Annotated in this window: 13 protein-coding genes; 8 read left to right on the plus strand and 5 right to left on the minus strand. The window is 70.3% G+C overall.

Going from position 1 to position 15,360, the window contains the following annotated elements:
• Positions 1-1,005: a LysR substrate-binding domain-containing protein gene (locus tag QOZ99_RS12240; protein WP_306890260.1), complete on the minus strand. Its 1,005-nt coding sequence runs from the start codon at positions 1,003-1,005 to the stop codon at positions 1-3.
• 103 nt (positions 1,006-1,108) lie between these two features.
• Between QOZ99_RS12240 and QOZ99_RS12245 the strand changes: the two genes are divergently transcribed.
• Genes QOZ99_RS12245 through QOZ99_RS12265 form a run of 5 tightly spaced genes read left to right on the plus strand, consistent with a single transcriptional unit; the run spans position 1,109 to position 7,662 of the window.
• Complete coding sequence (locus tag QOZ99_RS12245; RefSeq protein WP_306890261.1) at positions 1,109-2,461, plus strand: aromatic ring-hydroxylating oxygenase subunit alpha; 1,353 nt, start codon at positions 1,109-1,111, stop codon at positions 2,459-2,461.
• On the plus strand, positions 2,458-3,732 hold the full coding sequence (locus tag QOZ99_RS12250) for a cystathionine gamma-synthase family protein (protein ID WP_306890262.1): 1,275 nt from the start codon (positions 2,458-2,460) through the stop codon (positions 3,730-3,732). The genes QOZ99_RS12245 and QOZ99_RS12250 overlap by 4 nt, the downstream gene beginning before the upstream one ends.
• The gene (locus tag QOZ99_RS12255; RefSeq protein WP_306890263.1) at positions 3,729-5,330 is read left to right on the plus strand and encodes an FAD-dependent oxidoreductase; all 1,602 of its coding nucleotides are present in this window, start codon (positions 3,729-3,731) and stop codon (positions 5,328-5,330) included. The genes QOZ99_RS12250 and QOZ99_RS12255 overlap by 4 nt, the downstream gene beginning before the upstream one ends.
• Positions 5,331-5,341: 11 nt before the next feature.
• Positions 5,342-6,514 (plus strand): NAD(P)/FAD-dependent oxidoreductase, encoded by a 1,173-nt coding sequence (locus tag QOZ99_RS12260; protein WP_306890264.1) that lies wholly within the window; start codon positions 5,342-5,344, stop codon positions 6,512-6,514.
• Entirely contained in the window at positions 6,514-7,662 is a 1,149-nt protein-coding gene (locus QOZ99_RS12265; protein ID WP_306890265.1) for an NAD(P)/FAD-dependent oxidoreductase, read from the plus strand. The genes QOZ99_RS12260 and QOZ99_RS12265 overlap by 1 nt, the downstream gene beginning before the upstream one ends.
• Positions 7,663-7,768: 106 nt before the next feature.
• Here the strand turns inward: QOZ99_RS12265 and QOZ99_RS12270 are convergent, their stop codons facing one another.
• Positions 7,769-8,617, minus strand: coding sequence for a helix-turn-helix domain-containing protein (locus QOZ99_RS12270; RefSeq protein ID WP_306890266.1), 849 nt, complete (start codon positions 8,615-8,617; stop codon positions 7,769-7,771).
• Positions 8,618-8,744: 127 nt separating this feature from the next.
• Between QOZ99_RS12270 and QOZ99_RS12275 the strand changes: the two genes are divergently transcribed.
• Genes QOZ99_RS12275 through QOZ99_RS12285 form a run of 3 tightly spaced genes read left to right on the plus strand, consistent with a single transcriptional unit; the run spans position 8,745 to position 11,469 of the window.
• Entirely contained in the window at positions 8,745-9,692 is a 948-nt protein-coding gene (locus QOZ99_RS12275) for a fatty acid desaturase (RefSeq protein ID WP_306890267.1), read from the plus strand.
• Positions 9,689-10,648: a DMT family transporter gene (locus tag QOZ99_RS12280; protein ID WP_306890268.1), complete on the plus strand. Its 960-nt coding sequence runs from the start codon at positions 9,689-9,691 to the stop codon at positions 10,646-10,648. The genes QOZ99_RS12275 and QOZ99_RS12280 overlap by 4 nt, the downstream gene beginning before the upstream one ends.
• Entirely contained in the window at positions 10,645-11,469 is an 825-nt protein-coding gene (locus tag QOZ99_RS12285) for a phosphate/phosphite/phosphonate ABC transporter substrate-binding protein (protein ID WP_306890269.1), read from the plus strand. Before QOZ99_RS12280 ends, QOZ99_RS12285 begins: the two co-directional genes overlap by 4 nt.
• Before the next feature lie 16 nt (positions 11,470-11,485).
• On the opposite strand, the gene QOZ99_RS12290 is transcribed toward QOZ99_RS12285, so the two are convergent.
• The 3 genes from QOZ99_RS12290 to QOZ99_RS12300 are packed head-to-tail and all read right to left on the minus strand — an operon-like array spanning position 11,486 to position 15,356.
• Complete coding sequence (locus QOZ99_RS12290) at positions 11,486-13,519, minus strand: ABC transporter ATP-binding protein (protein WP_306890270.1); 2,034 nt, start codon at positions 13,517-13,519, stop codon at positions 11,486-11,488.
• Complete coding sequence (locus QOZ99_RS12295) at positions 13,516-14,394, minus strand: ABC transporter permease (protein ID WP_306890271.1); 879 nt, start codon at positions 14,392-14,394, stop codon at positions 13,516-13,518. Before QOZ99_RS12295 ends, QOZ99_RS12290 begins: the two co-directional genes overlap by 4 nt.
• Positions 14,391-15,356, minus strand: a complete 966-nt coding sequence (locus QOZ99_RS12300; protein ID WP_306890272.1) for an ABC transporter permease — start codon at positions 15,354-15,356, stop codon at positions 14,391-14,393. The genes QOZ99_RS12295 and QOZ99_RS12300 overlap by 4 nt, the downstream gene beginning before the upstream one ends.
• Positions 15,357-15,360: the final 4 nt, after the last annotated feature.

Below are 15,360 nucleotides of genomic sequence, written 5' to 3' on the forward strand. Positions count from 1 at the left end.
TCAGACCGGGTCGTCGGACGGGGCCTGCGTGTAACGGCGCACCACCCAGGAGCGGAACAGCGCGACGGCGGGATCGACCATGTCGTCGGGATGCACGGTGAGGTAATAGCCGAAGCCGCTCGCGCAGGTCGTGTCCGGGAAGGGCGTCACCAGCCGGCCGCTGGCGATATCGGCCGCGAACATGTCGGGATCGACCAGCGTCACGCCGCCGCCCGCCACCGCGCATTGCACCGCCAGCACCTCGGATTCGAAGGCGAGGCCGCGCTGCACGCCGATATCGAGCCCGTTATGGCGGGCATAGACGGACCAGAACGTGCTGTAGGGCTCGCCCTCCAGCTTGACGTGCAGCAATTCGGTGCTGCGCAGGAATTCCGCGAGATCGAGCCCCTCCGCCCGCGCCGCGATCTCCGGCGTGCAGGCCGGCGTCTGGCTGACCATCCATAAGGGATCGCGGATGGCGTCGCCCAGATGCGGCCTGTCGAACACGACCGCGAGATCGACGCTGCGTCCCGCCGGCAGGCCGATGCCGTTGCTGCTCGACACGTCGATCGGCAGGCCCGGAAAGGCACGGCGGAATTCGGCCAGCAGCGACAGGCCCGCCACATGCAGGAAGGTCGGCGGCATGTGGATCTTGAGCACGCGCCCGGCATGGCCGGGATCGCGCCGCAGCATCTTCATGGTCTCTTCGATACGGTCGAAGGATTCGGCCACGACAGGCAGCAGCGCCGCGCCGGCGGCGGTCAGCGCCATGCCCTGCGCCCGCCGGTCCAGCAGCCGGCAGCCGAGATATTCCTCCAGCCGCCCGACATGCCGGCTCAAGGCGCTCTGCGAGATATGCAGCGCCGCGGCCGCGCCGGTGAAGCTGAGCCGCCCGCCGACCGCCTCGAAGGCCCGGAGCGCATTGAGCGGCAGCCAGACGCGCCCGCCATCCGGCTCGGCGGCCTCGGGGAGCCGCGCGACGTCCGCCGCGTCGGGACGAGGAAACGCCGAACCTTTGCCGCCCAAGCCTGTGCCTCCGGACCTTTGCCTACATGCGATAGGTCTATCTAAAAACGTAATTTGAACCGTTCCAGGCCCGATGCCAAGATCGCGCAAAAGGGGAACAGCCATGCTTGATCTGGAACGGATCCGGGCGCTCATCAACGAGCGCAGGCCGGGTTATTCGCTGCCGCAGGAACTCTACAACAGTCCGGATGTCTACGAGTTCGATCTTGCCGCCATTTTCGGCCAGTCGTGGATTCTTGCCGGCTTCACCTGCGAGATTCCGCAGCCGCGCGGCTACATGGCGCTCACGGTCGGCCGCTCGCCGGTGGTGATCACGCGCGATCGCGAGGGCGTCTATCGCGCCTTCCACAATTCCTGCCGCCATCGCGGGGCGCAGATCTGCGCCGAGGGCACCGGCGCGCGCGGGCGGCTGACCTGCCCCTATCACCAGTGGGTCTATGATCTCGATGGCGCGCTGGTCCATGCCCGGCACATGCCCGAGACGTTCGACCCGGCGGAGCATGGCCTCCGGCCGGTGCATGTCGAGAATGTCGCCGGCGCGCTGTTCGTGTGCCTCGCCGAGACGCCGCCGGCCTTCGCCCGCTTCCGCCGCGAACTGGAGCCGCTGCTCGCGCCTCATCGGCTGGAGGAGGCCAAGCTCGCCTTCCAGAACACGCTGGTCGAGAAGGGCAACTGGAAGCTGGTGATGGAGAATGCCCGCGAGTGCTACCATTGCGGCGTCGGCCATCCCGAACTGTGCCTGACCTTCCCGATCGAGGATGCCTCCGGCGGGCATTTCGAGGTGGAGGGCGACCCGCGCCACGCCGCCTTTGCTGCCCGGCTGGAGGCGGCCGGGCTCGGCAAGGGGCCCTTCATCGGCCCGTGGTGGCAGATCGAGCGCTTCCCGCTCAACGAGGGGCACCTGTCGCTCACCATTGATGGCGCGCTCGCCTGCACCCGGCTGATGATTGCCGGCGACGAGCCGAATGTCGGCTCGCTGCGCTGGGCCGTGGAGCCGCACAGTTTCTGCCATTCCACCGCCGACACCACGGTCTATTTCAGCGCCATGCCGACCGCGACCGGCGAGACGCTGGTGACGTGCAAGTGGCTGGTGCACAAGGATGCGGTGGAAGGCGTCGACTATGACGTCGAGAAGCTTACCCAGCTGTGGAACGTGACCAATATCCAGGACCGCGACCTGGTCGAGAACAACCAGCGCGGCGTCAATTCGGTCGGCTATGTGCCGGGACCCTACAGCCCGACCGATGAATCCTACGTGCTGCTGTTCACCGACTGGTACTGCGACAAGGCGATGGACTATATCGCCGCCCGCACCGGCATCGACGGCCGGCCGATCGAATTGCGCGGCATCATTTCCGGGGCGGCGGAGGCCGTGCGCGAGCCGGCCTTCGCGGCGGGGCTGGCGGCTGATGCGGCGGGTCACGAGGCGGGCGGGCATGAGGCGGGCCGGGCTTGAGCAGGGGTGGCAGTGACGACGTGCGGGGTGCCCGCCACCCCGACACGCTGGCCGTGGGCTACGGCTATGATCCGCAGGATGCGTTCGGCGCGGTGAAGCCGCCGATCGTCTTGACCTCGACCTTCGCCTACCCGTCCGCGGCGGCAGCGAAACAGGCGCATCGCGACTATTTCGACGGCACGGCGCCGGGGCGCGAGGCGGGCTTCATCTATGCGCGGCTCGACCATCCGGGCCTCGCCCTGCTGGAAAAGCGCTTCGCCGCGCTGGACGGCGCGGAGGAGGCGGCGGCATTCGCCTCCGGCATGGCGGCGATTTCCGCCGTGCTGCTCGGTCATCTCAAGCCCGGCGACAGCGTGCTGCACACGCGCCCGCTCTATGGCGGCACGCATGGCCTGCTGCACGGTCCGCTCGCCGGGCTCGGCATCACCGCGATCGCCATCGGCGACGGCGTGGATGAGGCGAGCGTGGCTCAGGCCGTCGAGACGGCGTCGGGCCACGGCCCGGTGGGCCTCATTTTCGTGGAGACGCCGGCCAACCCGACCAACGGCATTGCCGACATCGCGCTCATCGCCCGCGCCGCCGACGCGCTGGCCGCCCGGCAGGGCGGGCGGCGGCCGGTCGTCGTGGTGGACAACACTTTCCTCGGTTCGCTGCTGCAGGCCCCGCTCGACCACGGCGCCGACCTGTCCATGACCTCGCTGACCAAATATGCCGGCGGCCATAGCGACCTGATCGGCGGCGCCGTGTCGGGCTCGGCCGCGCTCATCGGCCCGCTGCGCCGGTTGCGCACGCTGCTCGGCACCCATCTCGACCCGTTCACCAGCTGGCTCGCCCTGCGCTCGCTGGAGACCTTCCCGCTGCGCAATGCCCGCGCCAATGCCAATGCCGCGGTGGTCGCCGCCTTCCTGCGCGACCACGCCAGGGTGGCGAGCGTGAGCTATCTCGGCTTCCTCGCGGCCGGCACGCCCGCCCGCGCGGTGTTCGACCGGCAATGCACCGGCGCGGGCTCCACCTTCTCCTTCCGCATTCGCGGCGGGGAAAGCGAGGCTTTCGCCATGCTGGACCGCCTGCAGGTGTTCCGCATGGCGGTCAGCCTCGGGGGAACCGAGAGCCTGATCTGCCATTCCGCCACGACCACGCATTATTCCGTGCCGCCGGACATCCGCGCGCAGGTGGGCGTCGATGACGCGACGCTGCGGATATCGGTCGGGATCGAACATCCCGATGACCTCGTCGCCGACCTCGCTTCAGCATTGGACGCGATTCCATGACCCGCCCCGAAACCCGCCTGATCCTGCCCGCTCCCGACCGCCATTCCATCGCCGGCAAGACCGGGGCGCCGGATGAACACGCCGAACTCGTCATCATCGGTGCCGGCCCGGCCGGCTGCGCCGCCGCCACCGAGGCCGCGCGCGCCGGCGTGCAGGTGGTGCTGATCGACGAGAACCCGGTCTCGCCCGGCTTGATCGGCATGGATGTGCCGTTCCATTTCGGCGGCCGCGCCACGGGTGCGGTGCAGACGCCGGAGCGCCTTGTCGAGCACGTGCTGGAATCCAACCCGGCGCTGGCGGAAGCCTTTGAACTCGGCGTCGATGTGCGCCTGTCCACTTCGGCCTGGGGCGCCTGGGTGAACGGGCCGGGGATGCGCTCGCTCGCCACTGGCGTGATCGGCCTTGCTGACGAGACGCGCAGCTGGACGCTGGGCTTCGACCGGCTGATCCTCGCCACCGGAGCGCGCGATCTCAACCTTTCCTTTGCCGGCTCCGATCAGCCGGGCGTAATGGGCGCGCAGGCCCTGCATGCGCTGCTGGTGCGCTATGACGCCTTTGCCGGGCGGCGCCTCGTCATCCTCGGCAGCGGCGACCTGGCCATCGCCACGGCCGAGCTTGCGCGCTCGCGCGGGCTGGATGTGGTGGCGCTGGTGGAGGCGCGGGACACGCCGGCGGGTGATGACGCGCGGCTGGCTGCGCTGGCCGGGCAGGGCGTCGAGATCATCACCGGGCATGTGCCGCTGGCGGCCGAGGGCGGCACGGACGGCGTTACCGGCCTCGTGCTGGTGGAGACGCAGGCGCCCGGGCGCCGCCGCGCGCTGGCCTGCGACACGGTGTGCCTCGCCATCGGCGCGGTGCCGGTGATCGAGCTATTCGACGTGCTCGGCGCCGCGCGTGCGATGATACCCGAGCGCGGTGGCCATGTGCCGGTGGTCGACGCGCACGGGGCGACCTCGCTGGGGCACGTCTTCGCCGCCGGCGACTGCACCGGCCTCGGCGGCGATGCCGCGGCGGCGGGATTGAGCGCGGCGCGCGCGGCGCTGGCCTCGCTCGGCCGCCCGGCGGAGGCGCCGGAGGCCATTTCCCGGCCGGCGGGGCCCGATGCGCTGGCCTATCCGCTCGACTGGACGCGGGCCCTGCTCGCCACCGGCGGGCCGGACGTCATGGTGTGCCTGTGCGAGGAGGTCACGCGCGGCGAACTGCTGGCCGTGCAGCCGCCGCGCTATCTCGGCTGGAGTTCCAACGCCATCGCCCGGCGCAACCTTGCCACGCTGGCGCAGGATGGGCCGCTCGACCAGGACCAGATCAAGCGCCTCACCCGCGCCTGCATGGGCGCCTGCCAGGCGCGGCGCTGCCGCGAGCAGGTGGCGCTGACCATGGCGCTGGGCGCCGAGGTTCCGGCCACCTCCATCCCGCTCGCCGGCTATCGCGCCCCGGTGCGCCCGCTGCCGCTCGCCGTGCTCGCCGATGCTGACGAGACGGCGGACATGACGGAGAACTGGAACGTGTGGTTCGGCATCGTGACGCAGTGGATTTCCTACGACGACATCGGCACCGCGCGCGAGGATGAGCAGATCCGCGCCGGAATGCCCTATTGAGGATGCCGGTCATGACGAACAAGGGTACATCGGTCGTGGTGGTCGGCGGCGGCGTCACCGGCCTCTCCACCGCCTGGTGGCTGGCGCGCTCGGGCGTCGACGTCACGGTGCTGGAAAAGGGCATTGTCGGCTTCGAGGCCTCCGGCCGCAATGGCGGCGGCTGCACGCATTACCAGAGCCCGCTCTTCCACGAGGAACAGCGGCTGTGGCCGCAGATGGACGAACTGCTCGGCTATCCCACGGAGTATCGCCGCGAGCGCATCGTCTTCCAGGTGGACGAGCGCAAGGCCAATTTCGCCGACGGCCTCTCCATGCGCATTCCCGCCGGCTATGAATGGGAAGTGCTGGACGGCCGGCAGGTGCGCGAGCGCGTGCCGCTGGCCGGCGACAACGCCGTTTGCGGCGTGCACCTGCATTTCGGTGGCCATGCCAATCCCCAGCGCACCTCGCAGGCCTATGCCTGGGCGGCGCGCGACCTCGGCGTGGCGATCCACCAGCATGTCGCGGTCTCGGGCTTCGAGACCGCCGGCGGGCGCGTGGTGGGCGTGGAAACCTCGGCCGGCCGGTTCGGCTGCGATGCGCTGGTGATCGCCGCCGGCCCGCAGACCGGCAAGCTCTCCGCCATGCTCGGCAATCCCGTTCCGATGGCGGCGGCGCGGGCGGAAATGATCGTGACCGAGCCGCTGCCGCTGATGCCGACCGGGGGGGTCGACGGCAATGGCCTCTACGGCCGCCAGACGCTGCGCGGCAACCTCGCCTATGGCGGGGGACCGCATGAATGGTATGACGATACGCCGCTCGACCGCCCGCCGCCGCGCCCCTCGGGCAGCGTGCTGCGCGGCCTGTCCCGGCGCCTGGCGGACCTGCTGCCGCGCGCCGCCCATGCGCGGGTGATCCGCAGCTGGGCCGGGGTGATCGAGAACACGCCGGACGGCCGCCCGGTGATCGAGCGCCTCACCGCGCCGGACAATGTGACGGTGGCCACCATGTCGAGCGTCGGCTTCGGCCTGTCGCCGGCGAGCGGCCACGCGATCCGCGACCTCGTGCTCGACGGCGTCTGTTCCTTTGCCGACCTGTCCAAGCTGAGCAGCGCCCGTTTCAAGGAACTCTCCGGCGACTGGCGCCGCGATCTCAACTGGCTGCCGCCGCAGCCGGTCATGCCCGATGCAGGAGCCAGCCTTTGATGTCCGGACCTCGTGGAACCGTCATCGTCGTCGGCGCCGGCATTGCCGGCCTGTCCACCGCCTGGGCGCTGCAGCGGCGGAGCTTCCAGGTCTCGGTATTCGAGCAGGGCCCCATCCCCAACCCGCGCGCCACCTCCTATGACGACCACCGGATCACCCGGCACGCCTATGGCACGCATGAGGGCTACGCCTATCTCATGCCGGAGGCCTTCGCCGTCTATGACCGGATGTTCAAGGATACCGGCACCGATCATTTCGACCGCTCGAAGGTGATCTATTTCCTGCGCGAGGAGGTCGGCTGGTACGAGCCGACCGTGCGCGCGCTCACCCGCATGGGCTCCGGCTTCCGCGACATCCCGCTCACCGAGGTGGGCGAGCGCTTTCCCATGGTGCAGACCGAGGGTCTGACCCGCGCGGTGGAGACCGACGAGGGCGGCATGCTCTTTCCCATCCGCATCCTCACCGATCTCGTCGTCATGCTCGGCAATCGCGGCGTGCGCTTTCACGCCGACAGCCGCGTGGAGGAGGTGGATCCGGAGGCGGGGCGCGTGGTGGCCAATGGCCGCGAATACCGTGCCGACCATGTGGTGATCGCCGCCGGCGCGTGGGTGAACGCGCTCACGCCGCTCCTCGCGGATACCGTGGTCGCCTCGCGGCAGGCGGTGATGTATCTCGCCCCGCCGCCGGAACTGGCACAGGCCTGGGCCGCGGCGCCGGTGTTGATCGACATGGGCGTGGACAGCGGTACCTATACGCTGCCGCCGCGCCGGGGCACCCGGCTCAAGATCGGCGACCATGTCTTCACCCGCGCCGGCGACGCCGATGGCGACCGCCTCGCCACCGATGACGACGTGGCCCGGCTGGAGAGCGCGGCGCGCCTCGGCTATCGCGATTTCGGCCGCTACCAGGTGCTGGAGCGCAAGATCTGCTTCTACACCGTCACGCGCGATGCCTCCGAGCGTTTCGCGGTGCGCCCCTGGGGCCGGCGCGCCTGGGTGGTCAGCGCCTGCTCGGGCCACGGCTTCAAGCTCGGGCCGCTGGTCGGCGACAGCGTGGCCGCGGCCATTGCCGGTGAACGCGGGGCGGAGGAAACGATCGCCAAGCTGGCCGGCCGGCTCGATCTCGCCGAGCCGGCGCCGGCCGCCTGAGACCGGGCAGACCGACCCTTTCCCCCTGCGGGAGAACGGCCCGCGAAGCGGGTCGGCGAGGGGCGGGGGGCAGGGAGAGGGCGCGGCCGGTCTCGCGCCGGCAGCCTCACCCCACCTCCCGCGCCAGTGCGGCGAGGGCGCCGGGCACCTCGGCCGGCTGCACCACGGCGGCGCGGATGAGATCATCGAAGCGCTGGTTCAGCAGCCGCACCTGCGGGCTCGCCGTGAACACGAAGAACAGCCCGCCAATGTAGAGAATCGCGCGCTGTGGGCCGAACACGGTGAGCGGTGCCGAATAGGTGCGCCGGACATCGAACAGGTGGATGCGCAGGCCGGGATAGAGCGCCTCGCAGGTCTCGCTCATGACGCGCAGCTGCTCGCGCCGCAGCGCCGCCGGCAGTTGCTCCCACTGCCCCTCGCCACGGGCGAAGGCCTGCAATCCCTGCAGCGGCAGGCACGCTTCCTGCGACAGATCGGAGCGCCGCATGCCGTCGAGCCGTTCCTGCGCCCAGCGCGACGTGGCCGCGGCGTCGATTTCCGGCCAGCCGGCATATTCATAGGCGATCACCTCCGGCAGCTTCAGGAAATCAGGGAAGCTGCGGGGCACGGTGCGGATGGGATAGCCGGCATTCTCGGCCTCCGCGTACCAGCGCAGGAAGCGGCCATCGGCCGGCGACCCCGCCTGACCCTCGATGCGCACCTGCTCGACCACGTCGGCGCCCGGCCGCTCCTGGCTGGTGAGGCCGAGCAGCCAGTCCACCGAGATGCCGTAGCGGGCGGAGAGGATTGCCAGCGTCTCGGCGCGCAGCAGCCGGTCGTTCGTCGGTGACAGAACCTGCGACAGGGTGGAACGGTCGATCCCCAGCGAGCGGGCAAAGGCCGAGGGCGGGAGTTTCGAGCGCTGGATCACCAGCGCCAGACGCTCGCGAAAAATCTGCACGACCTGCCGTCGCATGGTCTTCGCTCCTGAAACGCACCAACGTTGCTAATTATCACCAGACGGGCACTTTATGCGACAATTCCCACGTGGCGATTTAGTATCCCGCGTTGCGCCGGTACCGCCGCAGCGGGAAGATTGTACCATGGAAATCACCGCTTCCCCGCCCGCAAAGCCCGCAAGTTCAACCCGTCGAGCCAGCGTCGAATGGCCCACGCTCACGCTCGCCGCCGTGATCTACGGCGGCTGGGGCCTGGTGACATTCTTCCACGCCGATCTGCCGCTCTATGTGCTGGTGCCTGTGGGGGCCTGGCTGCTGGCGTGGCAGGGGTCGCTGCAGCATGAGATCATCCACGGCCACCCCACGCGCTGGCGCCGGTTCAACCGGTTTCTCGGCGCGATCCCGCTCTCGCTCTGGCTGCCCTATGAGCGCTACCGGGTGCTGCACCTGTGCCACCACCGCGACGAGGTGCTGACCGACCCGCTCGACGACCCGGAATCCTATTACTGGACCGAGGAGCACTGGCAGGAGCTTGGGCTGGTGGGGCGCTGGCTGGTGAAGGCACAGACCCGGCTTGTCGGCCGGCTGGTGATCGGGCCGTTCTGGTCGGTCAGCCGCTATCTCCTGTCGGAGGCGAAGACGATGCTGGCCGGCGACCGGCATCTCGCCCGCATCTGGGCGCGGCATCTGGCGGGCTGCGCGGTGATTCTGGCCTGGTTGGTTTTCGTCTGCGATTTCAATCCGCTCGCCTATGCCGCGCTGATACTCTATCCTGGCACGTCGCTGCTGATGGTCCGCTCCTTCGCCGAGCACAAGGCGGAGCACGCCGTTTTCAAGCGCACCGCCATCGTGGAGGACTCGCCGGTAATGGGACTGTTGTTCCTCTATAACAATCTCCACGCCGTGCACCACGCCCACCCGACGCTGCCATGGTACAAGCTGCCGGCGGTCTACCGCGCCAACCGCGCCGCCTTCCTGGAGCGCAATGGCGGCCTGCTCTACAAGGGCTATGGCGAGGTGTTCCGCCGCTTCCTGCTGCGCGCGCATGACCGGCCGGAACACCCTCTCGGGCGCGTGCCGCTGGATTCATGAGGCTCCCCGCGATCTCCCGCAGCACGCTCATCGGGGCCGGCTTCATGCTGGCCTCGGGCCTTGTCGTCTCCTTCATGGAGGCGGCGGTGCGCGGGGTGAGCCAGACGCTGCATCCGTTCATCCTGGTCTTCTGGCGCGAATTGTTCAGCGTGGCGCTGCTGCTGCCGCTGTGGTCCTTTGCCGGCTGTCCGCGCGTGGCGCGCGCGCGGCTGCCGCTGCACGCCCTGCGCGCCGTGCTGAATGGCGGGGCCATCCTCACCTGGTATCTCGCCCTGCGCAGCCTGCCGCTGGCGGAGGCGACGGCGCTCGGCTTCACCGCCATCCTGTTCGCGGCGATGGGCAGCCGCGCCGTGCTGGGCGAGCGGGTCTTCCCGCTGCAATGGATCGCCATCGCCGTCGGCCTGGGCGGTGCGCTGCTCGTCGTCGGGCCGCATATCGGGCGGGATGTCGCGCTCGGGCTGGTGGGGGGGCACACCTTCGCCCTGGGCGATGCGCGCAGCTTCGGCGCGGCGGCGGCGCTGGGCTCGGCGGTGCTGTTCGCCGCCTCCATGCTGGTGGCCAAGCTGCAGTCGCGCGGCGACGGCAGCGCGGTGAGCGCGCTGCTGCTGGCTATCGGCATGGGTGCGCTGGCCGGCCTGCTCGCGGTGCCGCTGTGGACCTGGCCGAGCGCGAGCGACTTTGCCTGGCTGGGCTTCTTCGCCGTCTGCAACGTGTTCGGGCAGGTATTCTTCCTGGAGGCGATGCGCCGGGCCAGCGCCTCGGTGGTTATCCCGCTCGATGTCTTCCGGCTGGTCTGGGCGCTGGTGTTCGGCGTCGCCATCTATGCCGAATGGCCCACGCCGCCGGCGCTGATCGGCGCCGTGCTTATCGCGGGATCCGCCATCCTCGTGGTGTTCGGCGCGCGACGCGGCGTCGTGGCGGCGACAGGAGCCGCCGGACAGGTCGAGGCAGGATGATGAATGACGCTTCTCCCGGCCTCGCCAATCTCGGCGTGTATGATCCGCCCTGGCTCCATGCCGCCAATGACGCGCTCTGGGCGGCGATCCGCGCGCGTCTTGCCGGCCGTGGCCAGCGCGACGTGCCCGCAATGCTGGAGCGCACGCGTGCGCTGCGCGCCATCTGGCACGACCCGGCGCTGCTGGTCGGACAGACCTGCGGCTATCCCTTGATGACCGAACTGGGCGAGGCGGTGAGGGTGGTCGGCGCGCCGGTCTATGCGCTGCCCGGTTGCGAGGGCGCGCGCCATTGCAGCCTCATCGTGGTGCGCGCGGACGCGCCATTCGAGCGTCTTGAGGATCTGCGCGGCTGCCGGGTGGCCATGAACGGGCCGGACAGCAATACCGGAATGAACCTGCTGCGCCACGCCATAGCCCCGCTGGCCCGCGAGGGCCGCTTCTTCGGAGCGGTGCTGACCAGCGGCGGGCATCTGCTGAGCATGGAAAGCGTGCAGGGCGGCGCCGCGGACGTCGCCGCTATCGACTGCGTGACGTTCGGCCTTGCCGACCTGCATAGGCCGGACCTCGTCGCGGGCCTGCGCGTGCTCGCCCGCACGGCCGCGGGGCCGACGCTGCCCTTCATCACCCGCGGCGGCGCCCGGCCGGAAGCGGCGGAGGAATTGCGCCAGGCCATCAACGAGGCGCTGGCAGAGGCGCAGGACGATCCGCTCATCGCCGGGCTGGCACTCAAGCGCTTGGAGCCGGCCGACCCGGCCGATTATGAAGTGCTGCTGCGCTATGAGGCCGACGCGGTGGCCATGGGCTATCCCGCCCTCGCCTGACGGCTCATGGAGGGCGTCAGGCCATCGACGGCGCCGGGCTGCGGCCGAGTTCCCCGCGCGGCAGATGGCAGCGAATGGCGTGGCCATGCGCGTCCGCCGTGAAGGGGGGCTCCTCGGTGTCGCAGATCGGGCCGATGCGCCGGGGGCAACGCGTGTGGAACAGGCAGCCGGCCGGCGGGCTGACCCCGCTCGGGATGGCGCCGGTGAGCCGGATGCGTCCGGTCCGCTCGCCGCTGACCGAGGGCGCGGCCGAGAGCAGCGCCTCGGTATAGGGATGATGGGGGCCATCCAGCACCCGGGCCGCCGGGCCGACTTCCAGCAGGCGCCCGAGATAGAGCACGGCGATCCAGTCGGAGAGATAGCGCACCACGCCGAGATCGTGCGAGATCAGCAGATAGGCGACCTGCCGCTCCGCCTGCAACTCGGCCAGCAGGTTGAGGATCGCCGCCTGCACCGACACATCCAGCGCCGAGGTCGGCTCGTCGCACACCACGAGGCGCGGATTGCCGGCAAAGGCGCGGGCGACCGCCACGCGCTGTTTCATGCCGCCCGAGAGCTGGCGGGGGCGGGCGGAAAGCTGGCGCGCGGTGAGGCGCACCGATTCCAGCAGCCGCGTCACCTGCGCCTCGCGCTTCGCGCCGGAGAGCCCGCCGAGCCGGGTGATCGCCCGGCCGATCAGCCGCCGCACGCTGTGCGAGCGGTTGAGCGCCGAATCCGGGTTCTGGAACACGATCTGCAGTGTCTTGATCTGCTCGGCGGTGCGGCGGCGCACCTCCGGGGCGAGCGCCGCGCCGTCCAGCGCCATGCCACCGCCCGCGTCCGGCGCGATGAGGCCGAGCAGCGCATGGGCGAGCGTGCTCTTGCCGCTGCCGGATTCACCGACCAGACCCAGCGTCTCGCCCGGCATCAGCCGCAGCGAAACGTCGCGCAGCGCCTGCACCGCATAGGGCGCGGAGCCATAGGTTTTGGACAGCGCGGTGAGTTCGAGCACCGGCGTGCCGGCTCCGGTGCCGGCGGGCGCGAGGGTGCCGGCGGCGGCGCGGGGCTCGGCATGGGGCAGATCGGCGACGCGGTCGTGATGATGGCAGCGGCTCACCCGCCCCGCGCCCGTGGCCACCAGCGGTGGATCGATCGTGCGGCAGGTCTCGTCCGCCAGCGCGCAGCGCGGGGCGAAGACGCAGCCGGCCGTGATCGAGCCGGGAGCCGGCGGGAAGCCGGGAATGGTGTCGAGGGGCGCGAGGTCCTTGCGCAGGCCCGGCCGCGGCAGGCAGCGCAGCAGCCCTGCCGTGTAGGGATGGCGCGGCTCGGCGAACAGGTCGCGCACCGGCCCTTCTTCCACCAGCCGGCCAGCGTAAAGCACGCCGACCCGGTCGCACAGCCCGGCAATGGCGCCGAGATTGTGGCTGATGAACAGGATGGACGCACCGAATTCGCGCCGCAGCGTGTCGACGAGATCGAGGATTTCCGCCTCGATCGTGGCATCGAGCCCCGTGGTCGGTTCGTCGAGGATGAGCAGCGAGGGATCCTTGGCGAGCGCCATGGCGATGACCACGCGCTGCTGCATGCCGCCCGAGAGCTGATGCGGATAGCGCTCCATGACACGGGCGGGCGAGGAAATGCGCACCCGCGTCAGCATCTCCTCCGCGCGCCGGCGCGCCTCGTGGCCCGAGGCGCCGAGAATCTCGAACGCCTCGGCGACCTGGCGGCCGATGGTGATCGAGGGATTGAGCGCGCGGCCGGGGTCCTGGAACACCATGGCGACCTCGCGGGCGCGCATCTGCAGCAGTGCCGCGCGGTCGAGCGCGCCGACGTCGCGCCCGTTGATGAGCGCGCGCCCGCCCGAAAGGCGCCCGTTCGCCGGCAGCACGCGCTGCACGGCGAGCGCCACGGTGGACTTGCCCGAGCCTGATTCGCCCACGAGGCCATAGACCTCGCCCTTGGCGATGGACAGGTTCACCTGGCTCAGCACCGGCACGGCGCGGCCGCGGATCCGGTAGGAGACGCTCATGTCGTCGAGCCGGAGGACGGGCGGAACGGCGAGGTCGGTCATTCGGCCAGAGCCCTCTGCAGGGATTCGGCGGCGAGGTTCACGCCCACGATCAGCGAGGCCGTCGCCGCGGTGTCGAACACCACGGTCCACCAGAAGCCGCCGATCAGCACGCCGTAATTCTCGGCGATGGCGAGGCCCCAGTCGGGCGTCGGCGGTTGCACGCCGAAGCCCAGGAAGCTCAGCGAGGCGATGGTGAAGATGGCGTAGCCCAGCCGCACCGTGCCTTCGACGATGATGGGCGGCATGATGTTGGGCAGGATCTCGACGCTCATGATGTAGGGCGCGCTTTCCCCGCGCACGGCCGCCGCCGCCACATAGTCGAGATGGCGCTCGGTGAGCACCGCCGCGCGCACGGTGCGCGCCACCAGCGGGGCGAAGACGAGGCCGACCACCACCACCACGGTGGGCGTGGAGGGTCCCAGCGCCACCAGCACCAGCAGCGCGACGATGATGAGCGGCAGCGAGAGCATCACCTCCAGCAGCCGCCCGACAATGGCGTCCACCCAGCCGCCGAAATAGCCGGTGATGAGGCCGATGGCGGTGCCGGCCACGGTGCCGACCAGCGTCGCCAGCGGCGCGATGGTGAGGATGGCCCGCGCGCCCACCAGCACGCGCGAGAACACGTCGCGGCCGATCTGGTCGGTGCCGAACCAGTGCTCGGCAGAGGGCGGCTGCAGCGTGTTCAGGAGGTCGTCGGCATAGGGGTCATAAGGCACGAAAGACGGCGCGAACACGGCGCAGACCGCCCAGAACAGCAGGATCGTGATGCCGATCAGGAAGCTCGGCGTGCGCAGCAGCCGGCCGACCACCCCGCGCGTGCGGCCTTCCCGGGCCACGCTGGGCGCGGGTTCGGTGAGGGGCAGCGCCTCGCTCATCGGCGTCCTCCCGTCCGAAGTCGCGGGTCGAGCAGCGTCGTCACGATGTCAGCCAGCAATGTCGTCACCACGAAGAACGCACCGACGGTGAGGATGCCCGCCTGCAGCATGGCGAAATCCTTGGCGCGGGCGGCACCGAGCACGAGGCTGCCAATGCCCTGGTAGCGGAACAGCGATTCCACCACCACCAGCCCGCCCAGCGCATAGCCCATCTGCGCCGCGATGACGGTGATGGTCGGCAGCAGCGCGTTGCGCAGCACATGGCGCGACAGAACCGTGCGCCACGGCAGGCCCTTGAGGATGGCGGTGCGCGTGTAGTCGGCCGAGAGCGCCTCCACCATGCCGGCCCGCGTCATCCGGGCGATGTAGCCGAACAGCACGATGACCAGCGGCAGCGCCGGCAGGATGAGATGCTGCAGCTGCACCAGCGGCCCGCTGCCGGCCGGCCAGGTCGCCGAGAGCGGCAGCCAGCGCAGCAGCACCGCGAAGACGAGGATCAGCGCGATGGACGAGACGAATTCCGGGATCACCGTCAGCGAAAGGCCGGCGACGCTGATCAGCCGGTCGATCGGACGCCCGGCGCGCAGGGCGGCCAGCACGCCGGCGCCGATGCCCAGCGGCACCACGATGGCGAAGACCGTGGCGGCGAGCTTGAGCGAATTCACCAGCGCGCTGCCGATGAACGGCGCGACCGGCGAGCGATAGGCATAGGACTGCCCCATGTCGCCGGTGATGAGGCCGCCCATCCAGGACAGGTAGATCTCCACCGGCGGCCGGTCGGACCCGAGTTTCTCGTTCAGCGCGGCGACCGCGCGCGGATCGGCCAGCGGGCCGAGGATCGCCCGGGCGGGGTCGCCCGGGAGAACCTGGCAGCCGAAGAAGACAACGACGCTGAGCAGCCACAGGGTGAGCAGACTCAGCGCCAGCCTCTTGAGGAGGAAAGGCCCCAACGCGCCTGACATGGGC

Source organism: Ancylobacter amanitiformis (genome assembly GCF_030814815.1).
GTDB classification, from domain to species: domain Bacteria; phylum Pseudomonadota; class Alphaproteobacteria; order Rhizobiales; family Xanthobacteraceae; genus Ancylobacter; species Ancylobacter amanitiformis.

Bases quoted from the DNA above. Each gene is read 5' to 3' on its own strand.
- QOZ99_RS12245 (WP_306890261.1), top strand. From the start codon at position 1,109: ATGCTTGATCTGGAACGGATCCGGGCGCTCATCAACGAGCGCAGGCCG.
- QOZ99_RS12255 (WP_306890263.1), top strand. From the start codon at position 3,729: ATGACCCGCCCCGAAACCCGCCTGATCCTGCCCGCTCCCGACCGCCAT.
- QOZ99_RS12260 (WP_306890264.1), top strand. From the start codon at position 5,342: ATGACGAACAAGGGTACATCGGTCGTGGTGGTCGGCGGCGGCGTCACC.
- QOZ99_RS12265 (WP_306890265.1), top strand. From the start codon at position 6,514: ATGTCCGGACCTCGTGGAACCGTCATCGTCGTCGGCGCCGGCATTGCC.
- QOZ99_RS12270 (WP_306890266.1), bottom strand. From the start codon at position 8,617: ATGCGACGGCAGGTCGTGCAGATTTTTCGCGAGCGTCTGGCGCTGGTG.
- QOZ99_RS12275 (WP_306890267.1), top strand. From the start codon at position 8,745: ATGGAAATCACCGCTTCCCCGCCCGCAAAGCCCGCAAGTTCAACCCGT.
- QOZ99_RS12280 (WP_306890268.1), top strand. From the start codon at position 9,689: ATGAGGCTCCCCGCGATCTCCCGCAGCACGCTCATCGGGGCCGGCTTC.
- QOZ99_RS12285 (WP_306890269.1), top strand. From the start codon at position 10,645: ATGATGAATGACGCTTCTCCCGGCCTCGCCAATCTCGGCGTGTATGAT.
- QOZ99_RS12290 (WP_306890270.1), bottom strand. From the start codon at position 13,519: ATGACCGACCTCGCCGTTCCGCCCGTCCTCCGGCTCGACGACATGAGC.
- QOZ99_RS12295 (WP_306890271.1), bottom strand. From the start codon at position 14,394: ATGAGCGAGGCGCTGCCCCTCACCGAACCCGCGCCCAGCGTGGCCCGG.
- QOZ99_RS12300 (WP_306890272.1), bottom strand. From the start codon at position 15,356: ATGTCAGGCGCGTTGGGGCCTTTCCTCCTCAAGAGGCTGGCGCTGAGT.